Here is a 25,514-nt window from a genome sequence, read left to right as displayed (position 1 = left end):
ATGCTCAAGCAAGCACTCGCACAAAACGGTTTGATCGCGATCCTGCGCGGCCTGCGCCCTGACGAGGCCCAGGCGGTCGGCCAGGTGCTGTACGACGCCGGTTTTCGTGTGATCGAAGTCCCGCTGAATTCGCCGGACCCTTACACCAGCATCCGCACCCTGCGCGACAGCCTGCCCGCCGATTGCCTGATCGGTGCCGGGACGGTGTTGACGCCGGAGCAGGTCGAGCAGGTCAAAGCCGCTGGCGGCCAGGTGATCGTTATGCCCCACAGCGATGCCAAGGTCTTGCGCGCCGCGAAAGCCGCAGGCCTGTACCTGTCGCCGGGGGTGGCCACGCCCACCGAAGCGTTCGCCGCACTGGCCGAAGGCGCCGATGTGTTGAAGCTGTTCCCGGCCGAGCAAATGGGCCCGGCGGTGATCAAGGCGTGGCTTGCAGTATTGCCAGCCGGCACGCTGTTGCTGCCGGTGGGCGGCATCACCCCGGACAACATGCAGGTGTTTACCGATGCCGGCGCCAAAGGGTTCGGGCTGGGTTCCGGGTTGTTCAAACCGGGTATGACAGTGGATCAGGTAGCGAGCCGCGCCCAAGCGTATGTCGCCGCATGGAAAGCCCTGAGCTGATATCAAGTTCCGCGCCCCTGGCGCTGCATCTATAAGAGAGATAACAGATGAAAATCACCAAACTGACGACCTTTATCGTCCCGCCGCGCTGGTGCTTCCTCAAGGTTGAAACCGACCAGGGCGTGACCGGTTGGGGTGAGCCCGTAGTCGAAGGCCGCGCTCACACTGTCGCCGCTGCCGTCGAGGAACTGTCCGACTACCTGATCGGCAAAGACCCACGCAATATCGAAGACATCTGGACCGTGCTCTACCGCGGCGGCTTCTACCGTGGCGGCGCTGTTCACATGAGCGCCCTCGCGGGTATCGATCAGGCGTTGTGGGACATCAAGGGCAAGGCCCTCGGTGTGTCCGTCAGCGACCTGTTGGGTGGCCAGGTGCGCGACAAGATTCGCGTGTACTCGTGGATCGGCGGCGACCGCCCGGCCGACACCGCCCGCGCTGCCAAAGAGGCCGTGGCTCGCGGTTTTACCGCCGTGAAAATGAATGGCACCGAAGAATTGCAATTCGTCGACAGCTTCGAAAAAGTCGACCTGGCCCTGGCCAACGTGGCTGCCGTGCGTGATGCGGTCGGCCCTAACGTTGGCATCGGCGTCGACTTCCATGGCCGGGTGCACAAGCCCATGGCCAAGGTGCTGATGAAAGAGCTGGACCCGTACAAGCTGATGTTTATCGAAGAGCCGGTGCTCAGCGAAAACTACGAAGCGCTCAAGGAACTGGCACCGCTGACCAGCACGCCGATTGCCCTGGGCGAGCGCCTGTTCTCGCGTTGGGACTTCAAGCGCGTGCTCAGTGAAGGCTACGTCGACATCATCCAGCCGGATGCCTCCCACGCCGGCGGCATCACCGAAACCCGCAAGATCGCCAACATGGCCGAAGCCTACGACGTGGCCCTGGCCCTGCACTGCCCGCTGGGCCCGATCGCCCTGGCGGCTTGCCTTCAGCTGGACGCGGTTTGCTACAACGCGTTTATCCAGGAGCAAAGCCTGGGCATTCACTACAACGAGAGCAACGACCTGCTCGACTATGTGCGTGATCCGGGCGTGTTCGACTATGACCAGGGTTTCGTGAAGATCCCTAACGGGCCGGGCCTGGGCATTGAGATCAACGAGGAATACGTGATCGAACGCGCGGCCATCGGTCATCGCTGGCGCAACCCGATCTGGCGCCATGCTGATGGCAGCTTTGCCGAGTGGTAATAGCCTCTGACTGAATCAATGCGGTCAAAAAATGTGGGAGGGGGCTTGCCCCCGATAGTGGTGTGTCAGCTAGCACATCCATAGCAGGCAGACTGCAATCGGGGGCAAGCCCCCTCCCACAGGTTGATCCGATTTCTTCAGTCAGCTCAGTTTCAGTCCTCAACAAACATAAGAAGAGGCAACCCCCATGCACCCTGAATCCTTCACCGGGCAGGCTTCTTTAGTCACGCCTACCAGAAAGCGCTTCTTCATCATGGTGCTGTTGTTTATCACCGTGGTGATCAACTACCTCGACCGCAGCAACCTGTCGATTGCCGCCCCGGCGTTGACCAGCGAGCTGGGCATCGACCCGGTACATGTCGGGCTGATTTTCTCGGCGTTCGGCTGGACCTACGCCGCCATGCAGATCCCTGGCGGCTGGCTCGTGGACCGGGTGCCCCCGCGCATCCTCTACACCGTAGCCTTGCTGTTATGGTCCATCGCCACGGTGATGCTCGGCTTCGCTGCCAGCTTCATCGCGCTGTTTGTATTGCGCATGGCCGTTGGCGCGCTCGAAGCCCCGGCCTACCCGATCAACAGCCGCGTGGTCACCACTTGGTTTCCTGAGCGTGAGCGCGCGACGGCGATCGGTTTCTACACCTCCGGGCAATTCGTCGGGTTGGCGTTCCTCACGCCGGTACTGGCTTGGCTTCAACACTATTACGGCTGGCACATGGTGTTTGTCGTGACCGGTGGTGTCGGTATTTTGTGGGCGGGGATCTGGTACGCCGTGTACCGCGAGCCGAAGGACTTCAAAGGCGCCAACGACGCTGAAATCCAACTGATCCGTGATGGCGGCGGCCTCGTGGATATGCAGGAAAAAGCCACCAAGGCACCATTCAGCTGGGTCGACCTGGGCATCGTGCTGAGCAAGCGCAAGCTCTGGGGCATCTACCTGGGCCAGTTTTGCCTGAACTCAACGCTGTGGTTTTTCCTGACGTGGTTCCCAACCTACCTGGTGAAATATCGCGGCATGGACTTCATCAAGTCCGGCCTGCTGGCGTCGCTGCCCTTCCTGGCCGCGTTTGTGGGTGTGCTGTGTTCGGGGATTTTTTCCGACTGGCTGATTCGCCGAGGCGCTTCGGTGGGTTTTGCGCGTAAGTTGCCGATCATTGGCGGGCTGTTGATTTCCACGGCGATCATCGGCGCCAACTACGTGGACTCAACGGCGTGGGTGATTGCGTTCCTGGCGGTGGCGTTCTTTGGTAACGGCCTGGCGTCGATTACCTGGTCTTTGGTATCGACCCTCGCGCCTGCGCGTTTGCTGGGTCTGACCGGCGGCGTGTTCAATTTCATCGGCAACCTGTCGGCGATTGCCACGCCCATCGTGATTGGCTTTTTGGCCAGCGGCGATTCGTTTGCGCCGGCGATTACCTATATTGCGGTGCTGGCGTTGCTTGGGGCGCTTTCTTACATATTGCTTGTAGGCAAAGTCGAACGTATTGAGCTGAATGAATAACCTGTGGCGAGCGGGCTTGCTCTGGCAAGCCCGCTCGCCAGTAAGACCTTAGTTCAGAACACCATCAAGAATTTCGTAAACGATGCCGGTACCCACCGCAATCAACACCACATCCGGCCCCGAACGGCGCCATTCGTAACCCGGGTAAACCGGCAGGCGCGCCAGGGCGCGGTTGTCCAGGCGTTCGCCGTAGTAACCGCGCGGTAGCGGCTGGCCGCGTACCAGGCGCACATTCGGCGGCGGCGGCGCGCCACGGGAGAACTGGCCGTGGTTATCGTGGATGATCTGGCGCACCGGGCCGAAGTCCTGAGGTGGGCCGCCGCGACGGTTGGCCTGCGGACCGCGATGGTCGTCGCCACGTTGCTCGTGCTGACCCTGCGGGCCGCCACGGTCATCACCTCGCTGGTCAGGCGGTGCGGCTTGCACCAGGGCGCTGGCGCCAAGCACCAGTACGCCTAGACCTGCAATCACGGATTTGGGCATTTTCATCGGGTATTCCTCAGGGCACACAAACAAAAAAGGGATTTCGAACGAGGTTCGAAATCCCTTGGTCTTGCTGTTTAGGCCGTGAAGCTGCGAGTTGATTCCTCTGTATCAGGAACTTTACCTCTCGCTACATGGCGCTTACTTACGGGCGTTACGCACACCTTCCGACAGCGCCGCGCAATGGCTCAACACCCCGTCGATGGCTTGTTGGTCGTTGCTGGCATTGGCGATGTGATCGATCAACGCCGACCCCACCACCACACCGTCCGCCAAGCGCGCGATAGCGGCGGCTTGTTCCGGCGTGCGGATACCAAAACCGATGCTGATCGGCAGGTCGGTATGGCGACGCAGGCGGGTCACGGCCTCTTCGACGTGCTCCAGGGTGGCGGCACCGGCACCGGTCACGCCGGCTACCGAAACGTAGTACACAAAGCCGGAGCTGCCGTTGAGGACGGTTGGCAGACGCACGTCGTCGGTGGTCGGCGTGGTCAGGCGGATAAAGTCGATACCCGCCGCTTGCGCCGGGTCGCACAGCTCGCCGTTATGCTCAGGTGGCATGTCGACCACGATCAGGCCATCTACACCGGCCTCTTTGGCGTCGGCGATGAACTTAGGCACGCCGTATTTGTGGATTGGGTTGAAGTAACCCATCAACACCAGCGGAGTGTCGTTGTTGTCTTTACGGAACTCGCGAACCATCTGCAGGGTTTTCAGCAGGTTCTGCTTGGCTTCCAGGGCGCGGATGTTTGCCAGTTGGATGGCTGGACCGTCGGCCATCGGATCGGTGAAGGGCATGCCCAGTTCGATCACATCGGCGCCAGCAGCAGGCAAGCCTTTGAGGATCGCCAGCGAGGTGTCATAACCGGGGTCACCGGCAGTGACGAAGGTCACCAAGGCGGCGCGGTTTTGTTCTTTCAGTTGCGCAAAGCGGGTTTGCAGGCGGCTCATCAGTGTTTCTCCTGCTGGGCGGTTTCCATGTGATGCATGACGGTCTGCATGTCTTTGTCGCCACGTCCGGACAAGTTGACCACCATCAGGTGATCCTTTGGCAAGGACGGTGCGCGCTTGAACACTTCGGCCAGCGCGTGGGCGCTTTCCAGGGCAGGAATGATCCCTTCCAAGCGGCAGCATTTGTGGAAGGCCTCGAGGGCTTCGTGGTCAGTCACCGAGGTGTACTGGACGCGGCCGATATCGTGCAACCAGGCGTGTTCCGGGCCGATGCCGGGGTAGTCGAGACCGGCGGAAATCGAGTGGGCATCGATGATCTGGCCATCGTCGTCCTGCAGCAGGAAGGTACGGTTGCCGTGCAGCACGCCCGGTACGCCGCCGTTGAGGCTGGCGGCGTGCTTGCCGGTTTCGATGCCATGGCCGGCGGCTTCAACGCCGATGATCTCGACGCTGGTGTCATCCAGGAAGGGGTGGAACAGGCCCATGGCGTTAGACCCGCCGCCGATGCACGCCACCAGGCTGTCCGGCAGGCGGCCTTCCTGGGCTTGCAGCTGAGTGCGGGTTTCCTTGCCGATCACGGCCTGGAAGTCGCGCACCATCGCCGGGTACGGGTGTGGGCCGGCCACGGTGCCGATCAGGTAGAAGGTGTCGTCGACGTTGGTTACCCAGTCACGCAGGGCTTCGTTCATGGCGTCTTTCAGGGTGCCGGTGCCGGCGACCACGGGGATTACTTCAGCGCCCAACAGTTTCATGCGGAATACGTTGGCCTGCTGGCGCTCGATGTCGGTAGTGCCCATGTAGATCACGCACTGCAGGCCGAAACGCGCTGCGACGGTGGCAGTGGCCACACCGTGCATGCCGGCGCCGGTCTCGGCGATGATGCGTTTTTTGCCCATGCGCCGTGCCAGCAGGATCTGGCCGATGCAGTTGTTGATCTTGTGCGCGCCGGTGTGGTTCAGCTCTTCACGCTTGAGGTAGATCTTGGCGCCGCCGCAGAACTCGGTCAGGCGTTCGGCGAAATAGAGTGGGCTTGGGCGGCCGACGTAGTCGCGCTGGAAGTAGGCCAATTCTTCATTGAACGCCGGATCAATCTTGGCCGCTTCGTATTCGCGGGCCAAGTCGAGGATCAACGGCATCAGGGTTTCGGCGACGTAGCGGCCGCCGAACGCGCCAAACAAGCCGCTGGCGTCAGGGCCGTTGCGCAGATCGGTCTGGGACTGAGTCATGGGACGCTCCAGGAAAGAAGATGTGTAAGAAACAATGAGGGCCACTCTACCTCTCACGCCCCAGGCTGAAAACCGATAAGATTGCCGCAACCTGTCAGGAAAACTCACAGATGAGTCGAGACCTTCCGCCCCTCAATGCCCTGCGCGCTTTTGAAGCCACCGCTCGGCTTAATAGCGTCAGCCAAGCTGCTGAGCAATTACACGTGACCCACGGTGCAGTCAGCCGGCAGTTGAAGGTGCTGGAGGAGCACCTGGGGGTGAGCCTTTTCGCCAAAGACGGGCGCGGCCTTAAACTCACAGATTCCGGCGTTCGACTTCGGGATGCCAGTTTCGAGGCGTTCGAACGTTTAAGGGATGTCTGCGCCGAACTGACTCAGGCCAGCGCCGATGCGCCCTTCGTGCTCGGCTGCTCGGGGAGTTTGCTGGCGCGTTGGTTGATCCCGCGCTTGGGGCGTCTGAACTCAGACTTGCCGGACTTGCGCCTGCACTTGTCGGCGGGTGACGGCGACCTTGATCCTCGGCGTCCCGGTCTCGATGCCCTGCTGCTATTCGCCGAGCCACCTTGGCCGGCGGACATGCAGGTGTATGAGCTGGCCAGCGAACGCATCGGCCCAGTGATGAGCCCGCGCTTTATCGGTTACGAGCGTCTGCGGCTCGCGCCCGCCTCGGCTTTATGTGGCGAAGCGCTGCTGCACACCACATCGCGTCCGCAAGCCTGGCCCAGTTGGGCGCAGCAACACGGCATCGCGTCCGGCGCGTTGAAACACGGCCAGGGTTTTGAGCATTTGTATTATTTGCTGGAAGCGGCGGTGGCCGGGCTGGGTGTAGCGATCGCTCCGGAGCCGTTGGTGGCGGAGGACTTGCGTGCAGGTCGCCTGGTGGCGCCGTGGGGTTTCAGTGAAACCCCGGCGCACCTGGCATTGTGGCTACCCAAGCGCGCCGCAGACGGGCGCGCCGGGCAACTGGCGCAGTGGCTCAAAGCTGAGCTGATGCGCCAGCCTGTTTAGCCGGTCAATCAGTCACCGCGTTTGCAGAGCAGGTACGCCGCCAGCAGGCCCAATGCGCCTACCGCCACACCGGCTGTAGTCCATGGGTGCTCTTGGGCGTAGTCGCGGGTAGCAACGCTGGTTTCGCGGATTTTGACTTTGCTTTCTTCATAGGCGTCGCTGATCAGGTGGCGGGAGTGCTTGAGAGCATTCTCGGCGTTACTTTTCAGGGCCTTCAACGTTTTGCGCGACTCATCGGACGCATCGTCCTTGAGGCTTTCAAGGGACTTGAGCAGGCTCGAAATCTCGGCTTCCATGCTTTCCAGCGACGCTTTACGTAAAGAAGTGTTGGCCATTTGGACTCTCCTGAAGTGATTGAGTGGCGTGTGTAGATACCGACTCCAGCGGTTTCAGAAAGTGCAGTAAATCTGAACTTTCGAGTGGGAATGACCGCCAGAAGCAGTACGAATATTCACTGCTAGTCTTGATTGACGACCCCTAGGAGAAACGCCATGAGTGATCATCACACCTACAAGAAAGTCGAATTGGTTGGCTCGTCGACCACGAGCATTGAAGACGCCATCAACAACGCCATTGCTGAAGCCAACAAAAGCATCAAGCACCTGGAGTGGTTTGAGGTGACTGAAACTCGTGGGCATATCGAAAATGGCAAGGTCGCCCACTACCAGGTCACCCTCAAGGTGGGGTTCCGAATTGCCAGTAGTTGATAGGGCGAGTTGAACTTTGCTGGCTGGCCGATTGCCATAACCTGCGCTACAAACAATGGGTGCCGACGTGATGAGCGTCGGCACACTCTTTTCGATCAGCGCAAGGAAAGTAACGGATGAAGAAGTTCCTGTTAGCGGTAGGTTTGTTGAGCATTGCGGGCACAGCCCTGGCGGCGGGCAAGCCTTGTGACGAACTGAAAAGCGAAATTGCAGCGAAAATCGACGCCAAGGGCGCTTCGGGTTATTCGCTGGAAGTGGTAGATAAAGGCGCCTCAACCGACGCTAAAGTGGTCGGTAGCTGTGAAGGTGGCACCAAGGAAATCGTCTACAAGCGCGGTTAATCCTGTGTTGCAGACATAAAAAACCGACGCAGGTGCGTCGGTTTTTTTTCGCCTGGGTGTTAGCCCTTCATCACTTGCGCCAGCAGCTCGTAGGAATGAATCCGGTCGGCGTGTTCGTACAGGTCGCTGGTGAAGATCAACTCATCGGCGCCGGTCTGCTCGACCAACACCTCCAGCTTGGCGCGGATTTTCGCCGGGCTTCCCACCATCGCCAGGCCGAGGAAACTGCCCACAGCGTCTTTTTCATGGGGCAGCCACAGGCCATCCATGGTATCGACCGGCGGTCGCTGCACCAGGCTTTGCCCGCGCATTAGCGCAAGGATGCGTTGGTAAACCGAGGTGGCCAGGTAGTCGGCCTGTTCGTCGGTGTCAGCCGCCACCAGCGGAATGCCGAGCATCACGTAGGGCTTGTCCAGCACAGCCGACGGCTTGAAGTGATTGCGGTAGACGCGAATCGCCTCGTGCATCAGACGCGGTGCGAAATGCGAGGCGAAGGCGTAGGGCAAACCGCGTTCGCCTGCCAGCTGTGCGCTGAACAGGCTGGAACCGAGCAACCAGACCGGCACGTTGGTGCCGGTGCCGGGTACGGCGATCACCCGTTGGTCCGGCGTGCGTGGGCCCAAGTAGGCCATCAGTTCGGCCACGTCTTGCGGGAAGTCATCCGCGCTGCCGGAGCGCTCACGGCGCAGGGCACGGGCGGTCATCTGGTCGGAACCTGGCGCACGGCCAAGGCCCAGGTCGATACGTCCGGGGTAGAGGCTTTCCAGGGTGCCGAACTGTTCGGCGATCACCAGCGGCGCGTGGTTGGGCAGCATCACGCCGCCGGAGCCGACGCGGATAGTCGACGTGCCGCCGGCCAGGTAACCCAGCAATACCGAGGTGGCCGAGCTGGCGATGCCGTCCATGTTGTGGTGTTCAGCCACCCAAAAACGGTTGTAGCCAAACTTTTCCACGTGCTGGGCCAAATCCAGGGAATTGCGCAACGACTGCGCGACACTGCCGTTGGCCCGTACGGGCACCAGGTCGAGGGTCGAGAACTTCACGTCGGACAGCGATTTCATAAGCCTGCTTCTCCAATTGGGGCGCAGGCTTTTTAGACGATCCAAAACCTGCCGCTTCATGTGCATGTTCTATGCAATGAGGGCATATACCCGAGATTCAATAGCGAGGGTGGAAATTTCCTACTGAATTGCTAGGTTTCTCCGACAAGATGAACTTTGCCATGCTGACTATCCTCAGAACCCTTACTGACGCAAAACCACCGTTCGAGGAGAAAGCTATGAGTATCGTTAAAAAAGCATCCGCGCATTGGGAAGGCGACCTTAAGACTGGCCTGGGTTCCATCTCCACGGAAACCGGCGTGCTGCGCGAAGCGCCTTACGGCTTCAAGGCCCGTTTCGAGGGTGGCAAGGGTACCAACCCAGAAGAACTGATCGGCGCGGCCCATGCCGGCTGCTTCTCCATGGCGTTTTCCATGATCTTGGGCGATGCGGGGCTTAAGGCTGACAGCATCGACACCCAGGCCGAAGTGACGTTGGACCAAGTGGATGGCGGCTTCGCGATCACTGCGGTGCATCTGATCCTCAAGGCCAAAATTCCCGGCGCGAGCCAGGCGCAGTTTGATGAGCTGAGCAAGAAGGCGAAAGAAGGCTGCCCGGTGTCCAAAGTGCTGAATGCGAAAATCAGCCTGGATGCCACGCTGGTTAACTAACACAGCAGGTCCACTGTGGGAGGGGGTTTGCTCCCGATAGCGGTCGGTCAGTTACAGAAATGTTGACTGATGCGCCGCTATCGGGAGCAAGCCCCCTTTCACGTTCAATTCTGAGTTAAATCAGAACTCGGGTTTCCAAACTGTGGTCGAATAGCCATATGCAGCCTAGGCGCACACCCGTGCGCACTGTATTCAGGGAGCTTCACACATGAAACGTTTTGCCTTGGCGATCATCTGCGGTGTGTTGGCCACTTCGGCCGTGGCCGCGCCGAAAGATTGTGAAGAGCTTAGGAAAGAGATCGAGGTCAAGATCCAGGCTAACGCTGTGCCGTCCTACACGCTTGAGATCGTTAGCAAGGAAGAAGCTGAGAAGCACGACGTGGCCATGGTCGTCGGCAGTTGTGAGAACGGCACCAAAGCAATCGTTTACCAAAAAAACAACGACTGATCAGAGGCAGTTCACGCTGCGTTCTTCAGCCAGTAATTGGCTGGCAGCGTTATACAGGCGGATATTCGGCGTGTAGCCCAGTGAGCGCCCTTCCAGGCGATAGCGTTGGCCAGCTTCGAAATGGTCGTACTGCAGGGTTATGAAGCAGGTTCGCTCGGTCGTTTGGCCAAAGCTGCTGAAATTTCCGCCCGTAGGCACTTCAAAATCGAAACGAACCATCAGCTCGTGGCTGCCAGGCGGGAATTGGAAGTAACGTCCATCGTTAAGGTTTTTGCCGTCCAGGCGCTGCGCCATCACCAGCTTGGCACCCGGCGTCGGCGTGGCAAAATCAATCCAGGCTTGTTGCGGATCGGCGGCAGGCATCGGGGTCGACGTACAGGCGCTGATGAACACGGCGGCGACACAAAGCAAGAGCTGACGCATGACAGGCACTCGGTGATAGGACGGGTATCGCGGTCAGTATAAACACAAACCTATCACCCAGGAGCAGTGAGGGCATGGTCAGGCGTTTTCTTCCGGGGTTGATGGTTGTGCTGCTCAGCGGTTGTTCCAGCATTAGCTATTACGGCCAACTGGCGGGTGGCCAATGGCAGCTTTTGCAGGCTCGGCAGCCGGTTTCAGCGGTCGTCGCTGACTCGTCCCGCCCGCAGCAGCTACGTGACCATTTGGCGCAGTCCCAGAAAGCGCGAACCTTCGCCAGTGAACACCTGCACCTGCCTGACAATCAGAGTTACCGGCTGTACGCTGATATTGGTCGGCCTTATGTAGTCTGGAATGTGTTCGCAACGCAGGAATTTTCCCTGTCTCCCGAAAACCACTGCTTCCCCATCGCCGGTTGCGTGGCTTATCGCGGCTATTACAGCCAAGGTGCCGCGCGGGGTGAGGCTGCGTTGTTGCGCGAGCGAGGCATGGATGTATCGATTGGCGGTGTTGAGGCCTATTCCACGCTGGGTTGGTTTAATGACCCGATCATCAGTTCAATGATGAACTGGGGCGATGAACGCCTGGCCACGCTGATCTTCCATGAGTTGGCGCATCAGCGTTTTTATGTGAAGGACGACACCGAGTTCAACGAGTCATTTGCCAACTTTGTCGAGCAGGAAGGCACTCGGAAATGGCGCGCCGCCCGTGGCCTGGCGCCGCTGAGCGATGCGACGTTAAAGCAGCGTGACCAATTTATCCAACTGATCCTCGATACTCGAAAGCGCCTGGAAAAGCTCTACGCCCAGCCTTTGGTCGCCGCGCAGATGCGCCAGGCCAAGGCGGCCGAATTCGAGTACTTGCGCCGTGAGTACGGGAAGATGCGCGACAACCAATGGGGTGGGGACAAGCGCTATGACGCTTGGATCAACCAGCCGATGAACAACGCGCGGTTGCTACCGTTCGGGCTGTATGACCAGTGGGTGCCGGCATTTGCGGTGTTGTTCCGGCAGGAAGGTGGGGATTGGCTGAAGTTCTATGCTGCGGTGGAGAAGTTGGGTGGGTTGCCTGTAGTGCAGCGCAAGGCTGCGTTGAGGCAGTTGGAGGGAGGTTGAGCTCTAGGGACTCATCGGGGGCAAGTCCCCCACAGTTTTTCAACATGCGGGAAGACGCTTGCCCCCAATGGCGGCTTCAAGGGCGCTGCAAAAACGCCTGATGCATCTGCGCCAACGTCTCGAAGTGCCAGGTCGGCGCCTCGGCGTTCAACTCTTCGAAACTACCAAACCCATAACCGACAGCTGCCGAATCCAGCCCGTTGCTACGCGCGCCGATCAGGTCGTGCTTGCGATCACCAATCATCAAGGTGTTCGCCGGTTCTAGGCCTTCCTCGCGCATCAGATGGGCGATCAGCTCGACCTTGTTGGTCCGCGTCCCATCAAGTTCGCTGCCGTAGATCACCTTGAAGTGCTTGGCAAAGTCGAAATGCCTGGCGATTTCACGGGCGAATTCCCACGGCTTTGAGGTGGCTACATACAGCTGGCGACCTTGGCTGTTCAAGTCTTCCAGCAGCGGCATCACGCCGTCGAACACGCGGTTTTCATAAAGCCCCGTGACCTTGAAGCGCTCGCGATAGAAGTTCACCGCCTCCCACGCCTTGGCTTCATCGAAGTCGTAGAACTGCATGAATGCTTGCAGCAACGGCGGGCCGATGAAGTGTTCGAGTTTGGTCAGGTCCGGTTCATCGATGCCCAGTTTGCCGAGGGCGTATTGGATCGAGCGGGTAATGCCCTCGCGTGGATCGGTGAGGGTGCCGTCCAGGTCGAACAAAACGGTTTGGTAATGCAGGCTCATTGGTCAAATCCTTCAGCCAAGTGCAGGTCTTTGAGCTTCACGTAGTTCGCGGCGCTGTAGGTGAAAAATGCGCGCTCCTTGTCAGTCAGCGCGCGGATTTGTTTAACCGGACTGCCGACATACAAGAAGCCGCTGTCGAGTTTCTTGCCCGGTGGCACCAGGCTGCCGGCGCCGATAATCACGTCGTCCTCCACCACGGCGCCGTCCATCACGATGCTGCCCATGCCGATCAGGATGCGGTTGCCCACGGTGCAGCCGTGCAGCATGACTTTGTGAGCGATGGTCACGTCGTCGCCGATCAGCAGTGGGAAACCGTCCGGGTTGAAGGGGCCTGCGTGGGTGATGTGCAGCACGCAGCCATCCTGCACGCTGGTGCGCGCACCGATGCGGATGCGGTGCATGTCGCCGCGAATCACGGTCAGCGGCCAAACCGAGCTGTCGGTGTCGATTTCGACATCGCCGATCACCACCGCCGAAATATCGACAAAAGCCCCGGCGCCCAGGGTTGGCGTGTGGTTCTGATAGGTGCGAAGGGTCACGATAGCCTCTCTCTCTTCTGCTGATAGCTGCGGTGGGCGTTGATTGTAATTAAGATGGCCCCATCTTTGTTCTTACATGTTTCTTCAGCCAAGGTGCCAACCGTGAGCGCGAACAACCCTCTTCTGCAGTCCTACGACCTGCCGCCGTTCTCGGCGATCCGTGCCGAGCACGTGCAGCCGGCCATCGAACAGATCCTCGCCGATAACCGCGTTGCCATCGAAGGCATCCTGCAAAGCCAGGGTAAAAATCCGACATGGGCCGGGCTGGTGCTGGCCATGGACGAACTGAATGACCGACTGGGCGCCGCCTGGAGCCCCGTTAGCCACCTCAACGCCGTGTGCAACAGCGCCGAATTGCGTGAGGCCTATGAAAGCTGCCTGCCGGCATTGAGTGCCTACTCCACGGAGATGGGCCAGAACCGCGAACTGTTCCAGGCCTTCGAAGCCCTGGCCAACAGCCCTGAAGCCGCCGGCTTCGACGTGGCGCAAAAAACCATCCTTGAGCACTCTCTGCGTGACTTCCGTCTGTCGGGTATCGACCTGCCGCCTGAGCAGCAGAAGCGTTATGCCGAAGTGCAGAGCAAACTCTCCGAGCTGGGCAGCAAGTTCTCCAACCAGCTGTTGGACGCGACCCAGGCCTGGACCAAACACGTCACCGACGAGGCAACCCTCGCTGGCCTGACCGACTCGGCCAAGGCGCAAATGGCAGCGGCTGCCCAAGCCAAAGGCCTCGACGGCTGGCTGATCACCCTGGAATTCCCCAGCTACTACGCGGTGATGACCTACGCCCACGACCGCGCCCTGCGTGAGGAAATTTACGCGGCCTACTGCACCCGCGCGTCGGACCAAGGCCCGAATGCCGGTCAGAACGATAACGGCCCGGTGATGGAACAGATCCTCGACCTGCGTCAGGAATTGGCGCACCTGCTCGGTTTCGCGTCGTTCTCCGAACTGAGCCTGGCCACCAAAATGGCTGAATCCAGCGATCAGGTCCTGAGTTTCCTGCGCGACCTGGCCAAACGCAGCAAGCCGTTTGCCGCCCAGGATCTGCAGCAACTCAAGGCCTATGCCGCCGAACAAGGCTGCGTCGACCTGCAAAGCTGGGATAGCGGTTTCTACGGCGAAAAACTGCGCGAGCAGCGCTACAGCGTGTCCCAGGAAGCCCTGCGCGCTTACTTCCCCATCGATAAAGTGTTGGGCGGCCTGTTTGGCATCGTGCAGCGCCTGTATGGCATCGAGATCGCCGAGCAGAAAGGCTTCGACACCTGGCACCCGGATGTTCGCCTGTTTGAGATCAAGGAAAACGGCCAGCACGTCGGCCGCTTCTTTTTCGACCTCTACGCCCGCGCCAACAAGCGTGGCGGTGCCTGGATGGACGGCGCTCGCGACCGTCGCCGCACCGTTGACGGCGTGCTGCAAAGCCCGGTGGCCAACCTGGTGTGCAACTTCACCCCGGCTGACAGTGGCAAACCTGCCCTGCTGACCCACGATGAAGTCACCACGTTGTTCCACGAATTCGGCCACGGCCTGCATCACCTGTTGACCCGCGTCGAGCACGCTGGCGTGTCCGGCATCAACGGTGTCGCCTGGGATGCGGTGGAGTTACCGAGCCAGTTTATGGAGAACTGGTGCTGGGAGCCCGAAGGCCTGGCGCTGATCTCCGGCCACTATGAAAGCGGTGAGCCGCTGCCTCAGGATTTGCTGCAAAAAATGCTCGCGGCGAAGAATTTCCAATCCGGCTTGATGATGGTCCGCCAGTTGGAATTCTCGCTGTTTGACTTTGAGATGCACGCCACCCACGGTGATGGCCGCAGCGTGGCGCAAGTGTTGGAAGGCGTACGCGACGAGGTGTCGGTCATGCGTCCGCCAGCCTACAACCGCTTCCCTAACAGTTTTGCGCACATCTTCGCGGGCGGTTATGCGGCGGGTTATTACAGCTATAAGTGGGCTGAAGTGCTGTCGGCGGATGCCTTCTCCAAGTTCGAAGAGGACGGCGTACTTAACGCTGAGACCGGTCGCGCATTCCGCGAGGCGATCCTGGCGCGTGGTGGTTCCCAGGCGCCGATGGTGCTGTTCGTCGACTTTCGCGGACGCGAACCGTCGATTGACGCGCTCTTGCGCCACAGCGGCCTGAGTGAGGACGCGGCAGCATGAATGACGGGCCTGTGATCACCAAAAAACAATTCATCGCCGGGGCTGTCTGCCCGGCGTGCAGCGAGCCGGACAAGCTGAAAATGTGGACCGAGGACAACGTACCGCACCGCGAGTGCGTGGCCTGCGGGTATACCGATACGCTCAATGACCAAGGGCTGTCGGTGCCCAAGGAGTTGGGTACGCGGGTGAATACGTCTGCGCTTAAAGCGCCAGCCGATCCCAAGGTTCAGGCAGTGCAATTCTTCCCGAATCCGAAATTGAAAAAAGACTAACGGCCCTACGCGGGCCAATGTGGGAGGGGGCAAGTCCCCTCCCACATTTTTTTGCCTGCAATTATTCGACTTAGGTCGCTGAATCCATAATCTACATCCTTAGCCTGCTATCATTTGTAACTATTGATTGCCCAAATACCGACGAGCCGCTCCCCAGAAGTGGCCGAATAAACCCGTGACCACATGATGAGGTGCACCCATGTCTGATCAAGATCAAGACAACCCCCGGCGTGATTTTTTGCGCAAATCCTTGACCTTGATCCCGGTGGTCACGGTTGCGAGTACCGGCCTTGGTGGCTCGATACTGATGGCCACGCCTGAGCCTGCCCACGCCGCGCCGGCCAAACCTGCGAAGAACGACAAGGCCTACGAGCCGAGCTATTTCACCGCTGAGGAATGGGCGTTCATCAACGCCGCCGTCGAGCGTTTGATCCCCGCAGATGCTCAAGGCCCAGGTGCCCTGGAAGCAGGCGTGCCGGAATACATCGACCGTCAGATGAACACGCCGTACGCCAGCGGCGCGCTGTGGTACATGCAAGGTCCGTTCAACGCGGACGCCCCGCCGGAGATGGGCTGGCAGAGCAAGTTGGTCCCCCAAGAAATTTATCGCCTGGGCATTGCTGCGACGGATGCGTGGTCGAAAGCCTTCAACGGTAAAGCTTTTGCTGCGCAAGACAGCGCTACCCGAGACGATATGCTGCGCCGTCTGGAGGCTGGTGGCGGCGAAGTGGCGGCGCATTTCGACACCGTACCGCCGAAAATCTTCTTCAACCTGTTACTGCAAAACACCAAAGAAGGCTTTTTCTGCGACCCGATTCACGGTGGCAATAAGGGCATGGTCGGCTGGACCATGATCGGCTTCCCCGGCGCGCGCGCCGACTTTATGGATTGGGTGGAACGCAACGAGCAATACCCCTTCCCGGCTGTTTCCATCCGTGGCGAGAGGGCATAAACGTGGCGACCATCATGAAGAAAGTGGATGCAGTGATCGTCGGCTTCGGCTGGACCGGCGCGATCATGGCAAAGGAGCTGACAGAAGCGGGCCTCAACGTGCTGGCGCTGGAGCGCGGCCCGATGCAGGACACGTACCCTGACGGTAACTATCCCCAGGTCATCGACGAATTGACCTACAGCGTGCGTAAGAAACTCTTCCAGGACATTTCCAAAGAGACGGTGACCATTCGCCATAGCGTGAATGATGTCGCCCTGCCTAACCGTCAGCTCGGCGCTTTTTTGCCGGGCAATGGCGTGGGTGGCGCGGGCCTTCACTGGTCAGGTGTGCACTTTCGTGTCGACCCGATCGAGTTGCGCATGCGCAGCCACTACGAAGAACGCTACGGGAAAAACTTCATTCCCAAGGACATGACTATCCAGGACTTCGGCGTCAGCTATGAAGAACTGGAGCCGTTCTTCGACTATGCGGAAAAAGTCTTCGGCACCTCCGGCCAAGCTTGGACCGTTAAAGGTCAGTTGGTGGGTGAAGGCCGTGGCGGCAACCCTTACGCGCCGGATCGTTCCAACCCTTTTCCGTTGGAAGCGCAGAAAAATACGGTCTCCGCACAGCTGTTTCAGAAAGCGGCTGCCGATGTGGGTTACAAACCCTACAACTTGCCATCCGCCAACACCTCGGGGCCTTACACCAACCCCTATGGCGCGCAGATGGGCCCGTGCAACTTCTGCGGTTTTTGCAGTGGCTACGTGTGCTACATGTACTCCAAGGCCTCGCCGAATGTGAACATCCTGCCGGCGCTGCGTCAGGTGCCGAATTTCGAACTGCGCCCCAATTCCCACGTGCTCAAGGTCAACCTAGACAGCACCAAGAAGAAAGCCACGGGCGTGACCTATATCGACGCCCAGGGCCGTGAAATCGAGCAGCCGGCGGACTTGGTAATCCTCGGCGCGTTCCAGTTTCACAACGTGCGCCTGATGCTGCTGTCGGGCATCGGCAAGCCGTACGACCCGATTACCAATGAAGGCGTGGTGGGCCGGAACTTCGCTTACCAGAACATGGCAACCATCAAGGCCTTCTTCGATAAGGACACCCACACCAACAACTTCATCGGCGCGGGCGGTAATGGCGTGGCGATGGACGACTTCAATGCGGACAACTTCGACCACGGCCCACACGGCTTTGTGGGCGGCTCGCCGATGTGGGTCAACCAGGCCGGCAGTCGGCCGATTGCGGGTACGTCCAACCCGCCCGGCACCCCGGCCTGGGGCAGTGCGTGGAAGCGCGCCACTGCCGATTACTACACCCATCAGGTGTCGATGGACGCCCACGGTGCCCATCAATCCTACCGAGGCAACTACCTCGATCTGGACCCGGTGTACCGCGATGCCTACGGCCTGCCGCTGCTGCGTATGACGTTCGATTGGCAGGAGAACGACATCAAGATGAACCGCTTCATGGTCGAGAAAATGGGCAAGGTTGCCGAAGCGATGAACCCCAAGGCCATCGCTGTACTTGGTAAAAAAGTCGGTGAGCATTTCAACACTGCGTCTTACCAGACCACCCACCTCAATGGTGGCGCGATCATGGGCACCGACCCGAAAACCAGTGCGTTGAACCGTTACCTGCAGAGCTGGGACGTACACAACGTGTTTGTCCCTGGCGCGTCCGCTTTCCCACAGGGCCTGGGCTACAACCCTACCGGCCTGGTGGCGGCGCTGACCTACTGGTCGGCCCGGGCGATCCGTGAGCAGTACCTGAAAAACCCCGGCCCACTGGTTCAGGCATAAGGAGCGATGACCATGAAAGCACTTGTTATCGCCACGTTTGCGCTGCTCAGCAGTTGCTCGATAAGCGCCGCCGAAACCGACCTGATCAGACAGGGCGAATACCTGGCCCGCGCCGGTGACTGCGTGGCTTGCCACACCGCCAAGGGCGGCAAACCCTTCGCAGGCGGGCTGCCGATGGAAACCCCGATTGGCGTGATCTATTCCACCAACATCACCCCGGACAAGACCGGCCTTGGCGACTATAGCTTCGAAGACTTCGACAAGGCCGTGCGCCATGGCGTCGCCAAGAGCGGTAGTACGCTTTACCCAGCGATGCCGTACCCGTCTTACGCGCGTGTCAGCGACAGCGATATGCAGGCGTTGTATGCGTACTTCATGAAGGGCGTGGAGCCCGTCGCCCAAGCAAATAAGGACAGCGACATTCCCTGGCCCTTGAGCATGCGTTGGCCGTTGGCGGCGTGGCGTTGGATGTTTGCCCCTGAAGTGGCTGACACACCAGCGGTAGCAGGTGCCGACCCGGTGACAAGTCGTGGCGCTTACCTAGTGGAAGGCCTCGGTCACTGCGGCGCGTGCCACACCCCCCGTGCGTTGACCATGCAGGAAAAAGCCCTGAGTGCCACAGACGGCGATGCCTTCCTGTCCGGCAGCGCGCCGTTGGAAGGTTGGATCGCCAAGAGCCTGCGCGGCGACCACAAGGACGGCCTTGGCAGTTGGAGCGAGGAGCAACTGGTGCAATTCCTCAAGACCGGTCGCAGTGATCGCAGCGCGGTGTTTGGTGGTATGAGCGACGTTGTAGTCCACAGCATGCAGTACATGTCGGAAGACGATTTGACCGCTATCGCCCGTTACCTCAAGAGCCTGCCTGCAGTCGATCCCAAGGACCAGCCGCATGTGTACGACAAGCAGGTAGCGCAGGCGCTGTGGAAAGGCGATGACAGCCAGCCGGGTGCGTCGGTGTACATCGACAACTGTGCGGCCTGCCACCGCACCGACGGCCATGGCTATACACGCGTGTTCCCGGCGCTGGCGGGCAACCCGGTATTGCAGACGGCGGATGCCACCTCGCTGATCAACATCGTGTTGAACGGCGGCACCTTGCCGGCCACTCACGCGGCGCCATCGACCTTCACCATGCCGGCATTTGCCTGGCGCCTGTCGGACCAGGAAGTGGCGGACGTAGTCAGTTTCATCCGTGGCAGTTGGGGCAATAAAGGTGCGCCGGTGAAAGCCAGCGACGTGGCTGATATGCGTAAAAACGATATGCGCACCACCTCGGGCGATGACCTGGGGCAGGTCACGCAAAAACACTGACCGCCAAACGGCACTGGTCAGAAGCGTTGCGCCTCGATACTGTATATAAAAACAGTATCGAGGCGTATTCATGTCTACTCCGTTGCCGCCCCGTGGCCGGGGCACGGCCACTAACCTACACAACCGCTTTGCGCCTTCGGTCAGCGTGGCCGAGGACGATGGCTGGTATCAGGAAGTACCGCCGACCCAAGGCACCGAGGTGCGTATTGAGACGGCTAAAACCATCATCACCCGCAACAACTCACCGGACCTGCCGTTTGATCGCTCGATCAACCCGTATCGCGGTTGCGAGCATGGCTGCATCTACTGCTATGCGCGGCCCAGCCACGCCTATTGGGACATGTCACCGGGGCTGGATTTCGAGACCAAGCTGATCGCCAAGAGCAATGCGGCCGACGTGCTGGAGCAGCAGCTGTCCAAGCCGGGCTATGTGTGTGCGCCGATCAACCTGGGTTCCAACACCGATCCGTACCAGCCCATCGAGCGTGAATACAAGATCACGCGTCAGACCCTCGAAGTGCTGCTGCGCTACCGACATCCGGTGACCATCATTACCAAAGGTTCGCTGATCCTGCGTGACCTCGACCTGCTCACCGAGTTGGCCCGCCAGCGTCTGGTGGCGGTGATGATCAGCCTCACCAGTCTGGACGACGAGCTCAAGCGCATCCTGGAGCCGCGCACGGCAGCGCCTAAGGCGCGGTTGCGAGCGATCCGTGTGATGCGAGAGGCGGGGATTCCCGTGGGTGTGCTGTGCTCGCCGATGATTCCGATGATCAACGACAGTGAGTTGGAGAGCCTGCTGACCGAGGCGCACGCCGCCGGTGCGCAGAGCGCAGCGTACATGATGCTGCGCCTGCCCCTGGAAGTGGCGCCGTTGTTCGAAGAGTGGCTGACGGCGCATTACCCGCAGCGTGCGGCTCACGTAATGAGTCTGGTGCGGCAGGTGCGAGGTGGCGAGGTGTATGACAGCCGCTTCGGTGTGCGCATGCGGGGCGAAGGACCTTTTGCTGATTTGTTGGCCCAGCGTTTCAGCAAGGCGATCAAACGCCTGGGGCTCAATCGCCGTGAAGGATTCAATCTGGATTGCACGGCGTTCTGTCCGCCGGGCAGACAGATGGCATTGTTGTAGACTTATCAGGAAGAACGCACCTTTCTTGTAGGAATAGTCGCGTTTTGACATCACTGAAACACGCGATCTAGAGCGGTTCATTCAGTTTGAGTTAAGTTTCGGCGGTTACCTTGCTCAGCGAGTGACTGATGAGTCGACACCCGGGTTATTGGAGTTTTACAACTATTCCACTGGCCGGGCGTCGAACTGTCCTGAACACGCCCCCTGCACTAATCAAGAGGATGAATCATGAGTGATAAGGATAAACAGCCGTTGGCTGCGTCGGCTTCAGCCTCTCAAGTGGCGGAGTCCGCCGATGCAGCGCTAAAGCATATCGTTGACGGTTTTTTGCATTTCCATCACGACGTCTTCCCCCAGCAGGAAGAACTCTTCAAGAAACTCGCCACGGCCCAGAGCCCGCGAGCGATGTTCATCACCTGTGCCGACTCGCGCATCGTGCCCGAGCTGATCACCCAAAGCTCGCCTGGCGACCTGTTCGTGACCCGTAACGTAGGCAACGTAGTGCCGCCCTACGGCCAAATGAACGGTGGTGTTTCCACGGCCATCGAGTACGCGGTACTTGCCCTCGGTGTGCAGCACATCATCGTGTGCGGACACTCCGATTGCGGCGCCATGCGGGCGGTACTCAACCCCGACAGCCTGGAAAAAATGCCGACGGTAAAAGCCTGGTTGCGGCATGCCGAGGTCGCCAAGACCATGGTCCATGACAACTGCGATTGCGCCAGCGAGGGCGAGAGCATGAAGGTGCTCACCGAAGAAAACGTCATCGCCCAGTTGCAACATTTGCGCACCCACCCTTCCGTGGCTTCGCGCATGGCTAATGGTCAGCTGTTCATCCACGGTTGGATCTACAACATCGAGACCAGCGAAATCCGCGCCTACGATGCCGACCAGTCGGCGTTCCGACCGTTGGGCGGTGACGGGCCGATCCCTTCAGCGACGCCTAAAGCGCGCTTCTAGAACACTTCCCTGCCGGGTAATGCGGTGGCTGCCATGGATGCAGCCAGGCTTTACCGCGCCCGGCGAATGCCTCGGGAGAGTCATCATGCGTGCTGCTCAATTGAAAGCTGTATTGCCACGGGAGCTGCTCGCCTCGGTGGTTGTGTTTCTGGTCGCCCTGCCGCTGTGCATGGGGATCGCGATTGCGTCCGGCATGCCGCCGGCCAAGGGCCTGATCACCGGGATCATCGGTGGCCTGGTGGTGGGTTGGTTGGCGGGGTCGCCGCTGCAGGTCAGCGGTCCGGCGGCGGGTCTCGCTGTGCTGGTGTTTGAATTGGTGCGCCAGCACGGCATGTTGATGCTGGGCCCGATCCTGCTGCTGGCGGGCTTTCTGCAACTGGTGGCCGGACGTTTGCGCCTGGGCTGCTGGTTCCGCGTGACAGCGCCCGCAGTGGTGTACGGCATGCTGGCGGGCATTGGCGTGTTGATTGTGCTGTCGCAGATTCATGTGATGCTCGACGGTGCGCCCAAGCCTTCGGGGCTGGACAACCTGGCGGGTTTCCCGGCTGCACTGGCTGAAGCCATACCGACCCTTGGCGGCGGGCTTGGCTGGCAAGCGGGTTTGCTTGGGCTGTCGACGATGCTGGTGATGTACCTTTGGGATAAATTCCGTCCGCAACCGCTGCGGTTTGTGCCGGGCGCTTTGCTTGGCGTCGGCCTGGCTACGGTCACCAGCCTGGTGCTGGCGTTGCAGGTCAAACGCGTGGAAGTCCCGGAAAACCTGGCTGACGCCATCGACTGGCTGCGCCCCAGCGACCTGCTGAACCTGGCCGATCCTCAACTGCTGATCGCTGCCTTCGCAGTGGCATTTATCGCCAGCGCCGAAACCCTGCTTTCCGCCGCGGCTGTCGACCGCATGCATAATGGCCAGCGTTCCGACTTCGACAAAGAGCTGTCCGCCCAAGGTGTCGGCAACATGCTCTGCGGCCTGGTCGGTGCTTTGCCGATGACCGGCGTGATCGTACGTAGCTCAGCCAACGTCCAGGCGGGTGCAACCACTCGTCTGTCTGCCATGTTCCATGGCGTGTGGTTGCTGGGTTTCGTGTTGCTGTTGTCGAGCGTGCTGCAAAGCATTCCGGTGGCGAGCCTGGCCGGTGTGTTGGTGTACACCGGGATCAAGCTGGTAGACGTCAAGGCGTTCAAGGCCTTGGGGCGCTACGGGCGGATGCCGATGTTTACCTATGCGGCCACGGCCTTGGCGATCATCTTTACTGACCTGCTGACGGGTGTGCTGGTGGGCTTTGGCCTCACGTTGGTCAAACTGGCGCTCAAGGCGTCCCGGCTGAAAGTCAGCCTGATTGACCTGCCTCAGGATGGAGAGATGGAGCTACGGCTGACCGGAGCGGCGACCTTTCTCAAAGTGCCTGCGCTGACCCAAGTGCTGTCGACGGTACCTGCGGGGACCACGGTGCATGTGCCGCTCAACAACCTCAGCTATATCGACCATTCCTGCCTGGAGTTACTGGAAGAATGGGGTCGGGCGAATGCGGCGAAGGGCTCGAAGTTGGTGATTGAGGCGCGCGGGTTGAAGCGCCGGCTCGAAGGCCGGGTTAGGACGACGACGGGAATCGGCTCGGCGCCATCAATCGGCTGATGAAGCCGGATCAAAATGTGGGAGGGGGCTTGCTCCCGATAGCAGAGTGTCAGTCTAAGCATATGTGACTGAGCCACCGCTATCGGGAGCAAGCCCCCTCCCACATTTTTTCTGCGTCTACCTCAGGATTCAGGCGGGTTGATCCAGCGCCAATTCAACCCCCAGTTGCCGAGACAGGCACGGCCAGCGCTTCCACGCGGCGTCTGTGTCAGGGCTTTTCAACTGCTCGCGGTACGCCTCGACGGACTCCAGCGCAAAGCTGTCTTCGTTGAGCATCTCATCCACCGCCAGGTGGACGGCTTCATCCAGTTGGTTGGCAAACGCTTCGCCGATCAACTGATGGGCAATCAAGTTAGCCACGGTGGTATCCGCCGGAATCAACGGCCGACCGAAGTGCTTGATATACAGATCGTTTACTTCCTCCACCAGACGATGAGCCAGGTAGGCCTCGTCCAGCAGCCCGTCCAGGCCTTCGTGGCCTGCCAGAATAGCTGGCGGTTGCAGGAAGAAATGCTCGGCAATCTTCAGCACCGGCTTGATCTGGCTTTCGATACCGGCCTCGCGGGCAACTTCATTGGCCGCGTCGAGCAAATCCGGGACCAAGTCGATGTAGGCGGTGACAAAACGCGCCATGACAACGTTGCGATCACCTTCAGCCAGAGCAATGGCCGAATGCAGGTGCGGCAATTGTTTTTCCAGTTGCTGGGCAAGCTGGCCCGTAGTGGCTTCGTGTTGATGGGCACGGGAAATTTGCTCGCGCAATGCGGCGGTGTTCATGAAGGCTCCAGTGATGCAGGCGTAGGAAAAGGGAGAGGTTAAGTTAGCTCGTTTATACGAGCGCCTAAGACGCATTTGTCATAATTATTTCATGGTTATGCGCAGGCGTTATATTGAATTGCCATCGTTCGTCGGAAAATCGATTCCGCTCCCGGTTTCATTGGCTCCGGCCGTGCCATTTTGCCTCATTTGTCCCTACACATTGCGGGGTTGCATACCCTGTCTATACTCGGATTTGTACGCGATTAGCTGATGACGCCAGACTGCATAAGCAGGCAAGGCTAAGCGGTTGTAAGCAGTATGGAAGCCGCTCCCTTCGACGCAGGTGCAAACCGGCGGGATAACAAGAACGATAAGGGGAACCCGCAATGATGCGACATCCACACGTTTGGATGGGCCTCCTGTTGTGGTCAGTATTCGGCCAGGCGCACGCCGCCTGGACAACGAATATGGCGCCAGGTGCAACAGAAGTCAGTCACGCTGTGTTCGATCTGCACATGACCATTTTCTGGATCTGTGTGGTGATCGGCATCATCGTGTTTGGCGCCATGTTTTGGTCGATGATGGTCCACCGGCGCTCCACCGGCCAGGTCGCGGCCAAGTTCCACGAGAGCACCACCGTGGAAATCCTCTGGACCGTCGTGCCCTTGCTGATCCTGATCGCGATGGCTATTCCCGCAACCAAGACCTTGATCAACATCTACGACAGCAGTGAGTCGGATATCGATATCCAGGTCACTGGCTACCAGTGGAAGTGGCATTACAAATACCTGGGCCAGGATGTGGAGTTCTTCAGCAACCTGGCCACACCCGCCGAGCAGATCCATAACCAGGCCACCAAGGGCGAGCACTATCTGCTGGAAGTCGACCAGCCGTTGGTGCTGCCGGTGGGCGCCAAAGTGCGCTTTCTGGTTACCGCCGCTGACGTGATCCACTCTTGGTGGGTGCCGGCTTTTGCGGTCAAGCGCGACGCTATTCCCGGCTTCGTCAACGAGGCCTGGACTCGGGTCGAGAAGCCCGGCATCTACCGTGGGCAGTGCGCCGAATTGTGCGGTAAAGACCACGGTTTCATGCCCATCGTCGTCGAGGTCAAATCCAAGGCTGACTACGAAACCTGGCTGGGTGAACGCAAGGCCGAGGCCGCCAAGCTCAAGGAACTGACCTCCAAAGAGTGGACCCTTGAAGAGTTGGTGGCCCGTGGTGACAAGGTTTATCACACCACCTGCGTGGCCTGTCACCAGGCCGAGGGCCAGGGCCTGCCGCCGATGTTCCCGGCGCTCAAGGGCTCGAAAATCGCTACCGGACCGGCCGCCGACCACCTGAGCATCGTCTATCACGGCAAGCCGGGCACTGCGATGGCCGCGTTCGGCAAGCAGCTCTCGGAAGTGGATATCGCCGCCGTGGTGACCTACGAGCGCAACGCCTGGGGCAACAACAAAGGCGACATGGTCACGCCAAAAGACGTGCTGGCCATCAAACAGGCGGAAAGCAAATGACAGCCCTCATTACATTTGCGCCGCCCCGCCCCGCCCATTCGTTT

General features: G+C 59.8%; 27 protein-coding genes. 18 read left to right on the top strand and 9 right to left on the bottom strand.

Annotated elements, in window-relative coordinates; translation table 11 throughout:
- The 3 genes from AB4N82_RS09690 (at nucleotide 1) to AB4N82_RS09680 (ending at nucleotide 3,315) form a co-directional block, all read left to right on the top strand.
- A complete protein-coding gene (locus AB4N82_RS09690; RefSeq protein WP_095185280.1) occupies nucleotides 1–621 on the top strand; it encodes a 2-dehydro-3-deoxy-6-phosphogalactonate aldolase in 621 nt (206 codons plus the stop codon).
- 47 nt (nucleotides 622–668) lie between these two features.
- Nucleotides 669–1,817, top strand: a complete 1,149-nt coding sequence (dgoD, locus tag AB4N82_RS09685) for a galactonate dehydratase (RefSeq protein ID WP_003170741.1) — start codon at nucleotides 669–671, stop codon at nucleotides 1,815–1,817.
- Nucleotides 1,818–2,004: 187 nt separating this feature from the next.
- Entirely contained in the window at nucleotides 2,005–3,315 is a 1,311-nt protein-coding gene (locus AB4N82_RS09680) for an MFS transporter (protein WP_095185281.1), read from the top strand.
- Between the two features lie 48 nt (nucleotides 3,316–3,363).
- Here AB4N82_RS09680 and AB4N82_RS09675 read toward each other — a convergent pair whose 3' ends face one another.
- From AB4N82_RS09675 to trpB, 3 genes are all read right to left on the bottom strand, one after another.
- The gene (locus AB4N82_RS09675; protein WP_032885113.1) at nucleotides 3,364–3,804 is read right to left on the bottom strand and encodes an anti-virulence regulator CigR family protein; all 441 of its coding nucleotides are present in this window, start codon (nucleotides 3,802–3,804) and stop codon (nucleotides 3,364–3,366) included.
- 135 nt (nucleotides 3,805–3,939) lie between these two features.
- The gene (trpA, locus tag AB4N82_RS09670; RefSeq protein ID WP_032885112.1) at nucleotides 3,940–4,749 is read right to left on the bottom strand and encodes a tryptophan synthase subunit alpha; all 810 of its coding nucleotides are present in this window, start codon (nucleotides 4,747–4,749) and stop codon (nucleotides 3,940–3,942) included.
- Nucleotides 4,749–5,975 (bottom strand): tryptophan synthase subunit beta, encoded by a 1,227-nt coding sequence (gene trpB, locus AB4N82_RS09665; protein ID WP_032885111.1) that lies wholly within the window; start codon nucleotides 5,973–5,975, stop codon nucleotides 4,749–4,751. The genes trpA and trpB overlap by 1 nt, the downstream gene beginning before the upstream one ends.
- 110 nt (nucleotides 5,976–6,085) lie before the next feature.
- Here trpB and AB4N82_RS09660 point away from each other — a divergent pair, with 110 nt between their 5' ends.
- Complete coding sequence (locus AB4N82_RS09660; RefSeq protein WP_095185283.1) at nucleotides 6,086–6,982, top strand: LysR family transcriptional regulator; 897 nt, start codon at nucleotides 6,086–6,088, stop codon at nucleotides 6,980–6,982.
- Nucleotides 6,983–6,990: 8 nt separating this feature from the next.
- Here the strand turns inward: AB4N82_RS09660 and AB4N82_RS09655 are convergent, their stop codons facing one another.
- On the bottom strand, nucleotides 6,991–7,317 hold the full coding sequence (locus AB4N82_RS09655; RefSeq protein WP_032885107.1) for an ElaB/YgaM/YqjD family protein: 327 nt from the start codon (nucleotides 7,315–7,317) through the stop codon (nucleotides 6,991–6,993).
- 156 nt (nucleotides 7,318–7,473) lie between these two features.
- Here AB4N82_RS09655 and AB4N82_RS09650 point away from each other — a divergent pair, with 156 nt between their 5' ends.
- Together AB4N82_RS09650 and AB4N82_RS09645 are read left to right on the top strand one after the other, a co-directional pair.
- Nucleotides 7,474–7,689: a dodecin gene (locus AB4N82_RS09650; protein WP_032885105.1), complete on the top strand. Its 216-nt coding sequence runs from the start codon at nucleotides 7,474–7,476 to the stop codon at nucleotides 7,687–7,689.
- A gap of 116 nt (nucleotides 7,690–7,805) precedes the next feature.
- Complete coding sequence (locus tag AB4N82_RS09645) at nucleotides 7,806–8,030, top strand: DUF1161 domain-containing protein (RefSeq protein WP_032885104.1); 225 nt, start codon at nucleotides 7,806–7,808, stop codon at nucleotides 8,028–8,030.
- Nucleotides 8,031–8,089: 59 nt separating this feature from the next.
- Here AB4N82_RS09645 and AB4N82_RS09640 read toward each other — a convergent pair whose 3' ends face one another.
- Nucleotides 8,090–9,091, bottom strand: a complete 1,002-nt coding sequence (locus tag AB4N82_RS09640) for an LLM class flavin-dependent oxidoreductase (protein ID WP_032885102.1) — start codon at nucleotides 9,089–9,091, stop codon at nucleotides 8,090–8,092.
- Nucleotides 9,092–9,309: 218 nt separating this feature from the next.
- On the opposite strand from AB4N82_RS09640, the gene AB4N82_RS09635 reads away from it, so the two are divergent.
- The gene (locus tag AB4N82_RS09635) at nucleotides 9,310–9,741 is read left to right on the top strand and encodes an OsmC family protein (protein WP_010207768.1); all 432 of its coding nucleotides are present in this window, start codon (nucleotides 9,310–9,312) and stop codon (nucleotides 9,739–9,741) included.
- 208 nt (nucleotides 9,742–9,949) lie between these two features.
- A complete protein-coding gene (locus AB4N82_RS09630; RefSeq protein WP_032885100.1) occupies nucleotides 9,950–10,189 on the top strand; it encodes a DUF1161 domain-containing protein in 240 nt (79 codons plus the stop codon).
- On the opposite strand, the gene AB4N82_RS09625 is transcribed toward AB4N82_RS09630, so the two are convergent.
- A complete protein-coding gene (locus AB4N82_RS09625; protein WP_122764027.1) occupies nucleotides 10,190–10,612 on the bottom strand; it encodes a PA0061/PA0062 family lipoprotein in 423 nt (140 codons plus the stop codon).
- A 74-nt stretch (nucleotides 10,613–10,686) separates the two neighbouring features.
- On the opposite strand from AB4N82_RS09625, the gene AB4N82_RS09620 reads away from it, so the two are divergent.
- Nucleotides 10,687–11,724 carry an aminopeptidase gene (locus AB4N82_RS09620; RefSeq protein WP_122764028.1) on the top strand — a complete coding sequence of 346 codons (1,038 nt, stop codon included), beginning with the start codon at nucleotides 10,687–10,689 and terminating at the stop codon, nucleotides 11,722–11,724.
- A 76-nt stretch (nucleotides 11,725–11,800) separates the two neighbouring features.
- On the opposite strand, the gene AB4N82_RS09615 is transcribed toward AB4N82_RS09620, so the two are convergent.
- Complete coding sequence (locus AB4N82_RS09615) at nucleotides 11,801–12,460, bottom strand: HAD family hydrolase (RefSeq protein ID WP_122681854.1); 660 nt, start codon at nucleotides 12,458–12,460, stop codon at nucleotides 11,801–11,803.
- Entirely contained in the window at nucleotides 12,457–12,999 is a 543-nt protein-coding gene (locus AB4N82_RS09610) for a gamma carbonic anhydrase family protein (protein ID WP_122764029.1), read from the bottom strand. Before AB4N82_RS09610 ends, AB4N82_RS09615 begins: the two co-directional genes overlap by 4 nt.
- Before the next feature lie 102 nt (nucleotides 13,000–13,101).
- Between AB4N82_RS09610 and prlC the strand changes: the two genes are divergently transcribed.
- The 8 genes from prlC (at nucleotide 13,102) to AB4N82_RS09570 (ending at nucleotide 23,197) form a co-directional block, all read left to right on the top strand.
- A complete protein-coding gene (gene prlC, locus AB4N82_RS09605; protein WP_122764030.1) occupies nucleotides 13,102–15,153 on the top strand; it encodes an oligopeptidase A in 2,052 nt (683 codons plus the stop codon).
- The gene (locus AB4N82_RS09600; protein WP_032885090.1) at nucleotides 15,150–15,425 is read left to right on the top strand and encodes a YheV family putative zinc ribbon protein; all 276 of its coding nucleotides are present in this window, start codon (nucleotides 15,150–15,152) and stop codon (nucleotides 15,423–15,425) included. Before prlC ends, AB4N82_RS09600 begins: the two co-directional genes overlap by 4 nt.
- 199 nt (nucleotides 15,426–15,624) lie before the next feature.
- Complete coding sequence (locus tag AB4N82_RS09595) at nucleotides 15,625–16,377, top strand: gluconate 2-dehydrogenase subunit 3 family protein (RefSeq protein WP_122764031.1); 753 nt, start codon at nucleotides 15,625–15,627, stop codon at nucleotides 16,375–16,377.
- Between the two features lie 2 nt (nucleotides 16,378–16,379).
- Nucleotides 16,380–18,164, top strand: coding sequence for a GMC family oxidoreductase (locus AB4N82_RS09590; protein ID WP_032885087.1), 1,785 nt, complete (start codon nucleotides 16,380–16,382; stop codon nucleotides 18,162–18,164).
- 12 nt (nucleotides 18,165–18,176) lie between these two features.
- Complete coding sequence (locus tag AB4N82_RS09585) at nucleotides 18,177–19,475, top strand: cytochrome c (protein ID WP_122764032.1); 1,299 nt, start codon at nucleotides 18,177–18,179, stop codon at nucleotides 19,473–19,475.
- A gap of 70 nt (nucleotides 19,476–19,545) precedes the next feature.
- Nucleotides 19,546–20,604 (top strand): PA0069 family radical SAM protein, encoded by a 1,059-nt coding sequence (locus tag AB4N82_RS09580; RefSeq protein ID WP_095185290.1) that lies wholly within the window; start codon nucleotides 19,546–19,548, stop codon nucleotides 20,602–20,604.
- A 228-nt stretch (nucleotides 20,605–20,832) separates the two neighbouring features.
- Complete coding sequence (locus tag AB4N82_RS09575; protein ID WP_032885083.1) at nucleotides 20,833–21,564, top strand: carbonic anhydrase; 732 nt, start codon at nucleotides 20,833–20,835, stop codon at nucleotides 21,562–21,564.
- Nucleotides 21,565–21,649: 85 nt separating this feature from the next.
- Nucleotides 21,650–23,197: a SulP family inorganic anion transporter gene (locus tag AB4N82_RS09570; protein WP_122764033.1), complete on the top strand. Its 1,548-nt coding sequence runs from the start codon at nucleotides 21,650–21,652 to the stop codon at nucleotides 23,195–23,197.
- Between the two features lie 129 nt (nucleotides 23,198–23,326).
- On the opposite strand, the gene AB4N82_RS09565 is transcribed toward AB4N82_RS09570, so the two are convergent.
- A complete protein-coding gene (locus AB4N82_RS09565; protein WP_095185293.1) occupies nucleotides 23,327–23,974 on the bottom strand; it encodes a hypothetical protein in 648 nt (215 codons plus the stop codon).
- 368 nt (nucleotides 23,975–24,342) lie between these two features.
- Here AB4N82_RS09565 and coxB point away from each other — a divergent pair, with 368 nt between their 5' ends.
- Nucleotides 24,343–25,470, top strand: coding sequence for a cytochrome c oxidase subunit II (gene coxB, locus AB4N82_RS09560; RefSeq protein WP_032885077.1), 1,128 nt, complete (start codon nucleotides 24,343–24,345; stop codon nucleotides 25,468–25,470).
- The last annotated feature ends 44 nt before the right edge of the window (nucleotides 25,471–25,514 follow it).

The organism is Pseudomonas sp. H1_D04 (genome assembly GCF_054683855.1).
This window is presented reverse-complemented; position numbering and strand designations above follow the sequence as displayed.

Excerpts from the sequence above, each read along its gene's own strand:
- AB4N82_RS09690 (WP_095185280.1), top strand. The coding sequence starts at position 1 with ATGCTCAAGCAAGCACTCGCACAAAACGGTTTGATCGCGATCCTGCGC.
- dgoD (WP_003170741.1), top strand. The coding sequence starts at position 669 with ATGAAAATCACCAAACTGACGACCTTTATCGTCCCGCCGCGCTGGTGC.
- AB4N82_RS09680 (WP_095185281.1), top strand. The coding sequence starts at position 2,005 with ATGCACCCTGAATCCTTCACCGGGCAGGCTTCTTTAGTCACGCCTACC.
- AB4N82_RS09675 (WP_032885113.1), bottom strand. The coding sequence starts at position 3,804 with ATGAAAATGCCCAAATCCGTGATTGCAGGTCTAGGCGTACTGGTGCTT.
- trpA (WP_032885112.1), bottom strand. The coding sequence starts at position 4,749 with ATGAGCCGCCTGCAAACCCGCTTTGCGCAACTGAAAGAACAAAACCGC.
- trpB (WP_032885111.1), bottom strand. The coding sequence starts at position 5,975 with ATGACTCAGTCCCAGACCGATCTGCGCAACGGCCCTGACGCCAGCGGC.
- AB4N82_RS09660 (WP_095185283.1), top strand. The coding sequence starts at position 6,086 with ATGAGTCGAGACCTTCCGCCCCTCAATGCCCTGCGCGCTTTTGAAGCC.
- AB4N82_RS09655 (WP_032885107.1), bottom strand. The coding sequence starts at position 7,317 with ATGGCCAACACTTCTTTACGTAAAGCGTCGCTGGAAAGCATGGAAGCC.
- AB4N82_RS09650 (WP_032885105.1), top strand. The coding sequence starts at position 7,474 with ATGAGTGATCATCACACCTACAAGAAAGTCGAATTGGTTGGCTCGTCG.
- AB4N82_RS09645 (WP_032885104.1), top strand. The coding sequence starts at position 7,806 with ATGAAGAAGTTCCTGTTAGCGGTAGGTTTGTTGAGCATTGCGGGCACA.
- AB4N82_RS09640 (WP_032885102.1), bottom strand. The coding sequence starts at position 9,091 with ATGAAATCGCTGTCCGACGTGAAGTTCTCGACCCTCGACCTGGTGCCC.
- AB4N82_RS09635 (WP_010207768.1), top strand. The coding sequence starts at position 9,310 with ATGAGTATCGTTAAAAAAGCATCCGCGCATTGGGAAGGCGACCTTAAG.
- AB4N82_RS09630 (WP_032885100.1), top strand. The coding sequence starts at position 9,950 with ATGAAACGTTTTGCCTTGGCGATCATCTGCGGTGTGTTGGCCACTTCG.
- AB4N82_RS09625 (WP_122764027.1), bottom strand. The coding sequence starts at position 10,612 with ATGCGTCAGCTCTTGCTTTGTGTCGCCGCCGTGTTCATCAGCGCCTGT.
- AB4N82_RS09620 (WP_122764028.1), top strand. The coding sequence starts at position 10,687 with ATGGTCAGGCGTTTTCTTCCGGGGTTGATGGTTGTGCTGCTCAGCGGT.
- AB4N82_RS09615 (WP_122681854.1), bottom strand. The coding sequence starts at position 12,460 with ATGAGCCTGCATTACCAAACCGTTTTGTTCGACCTGGACGGCACCCTC.
- AB4N82_RS09600 (WP_032885090.1), top strand. The coding sequence starts at position 15,150 with ATGAATGACGGGCCTGTGATCACCAAAAAACAATTCATCGCCGGGGCT.
- AB4N82_RS09595 (WP_122764031.1), top strand. The coding sequence starts at position 15,625 with ATGTCTGATCAAGATCAAGACAACCCCCGGCGTGATTTTTTGCGCAAA.
- AB4N82_RS09585 (WP_122764032.1), top strand. The coding sequence starts at position 18,177 with ATGAAAGCACTTGTTATCGCCACGTTTGCGCTGCTCAGCAGTTGCTCG.
- AB4N82_RS09580 (WP_095185290.1), top strand. The coding sequence starts at position 19,546 with ATGTCTACTCCGTTGCCGCCCCGTGGCCGGGGCACGGCCACTAACCTA.
- AB4N82_RS09575 (WP_032885083.1), top strand. The coding sequence starts at position 20,833 with ATGAGTGATAAGGATAAACAGCCGTTGGCTGCGTCGGCTTCAGCCTCT.
- AB4N82_RS09570 (WP_122764033.1), top strand. The coding sequence starts at position 21,650 with ATGCGTGCTGCTCAATTGAAAGCTGTATTGCCACGGGAGCTGCTCGCC.
- AB4N82_RS09565 (WP_095185293.1), bottom strand. The coding sequence starts at position 23,974 with ATGAACACCGCCGCATTGCGCGAGCAAATTTCCCGTGCCCATCAACAC.
- coxB (WP_032885077.1), top strand. The coding sequence starts at position 24,343 with ATGATGCGACATCCACACGTTTGGATGGGCCTCCTGTTGTGGTCAGTA.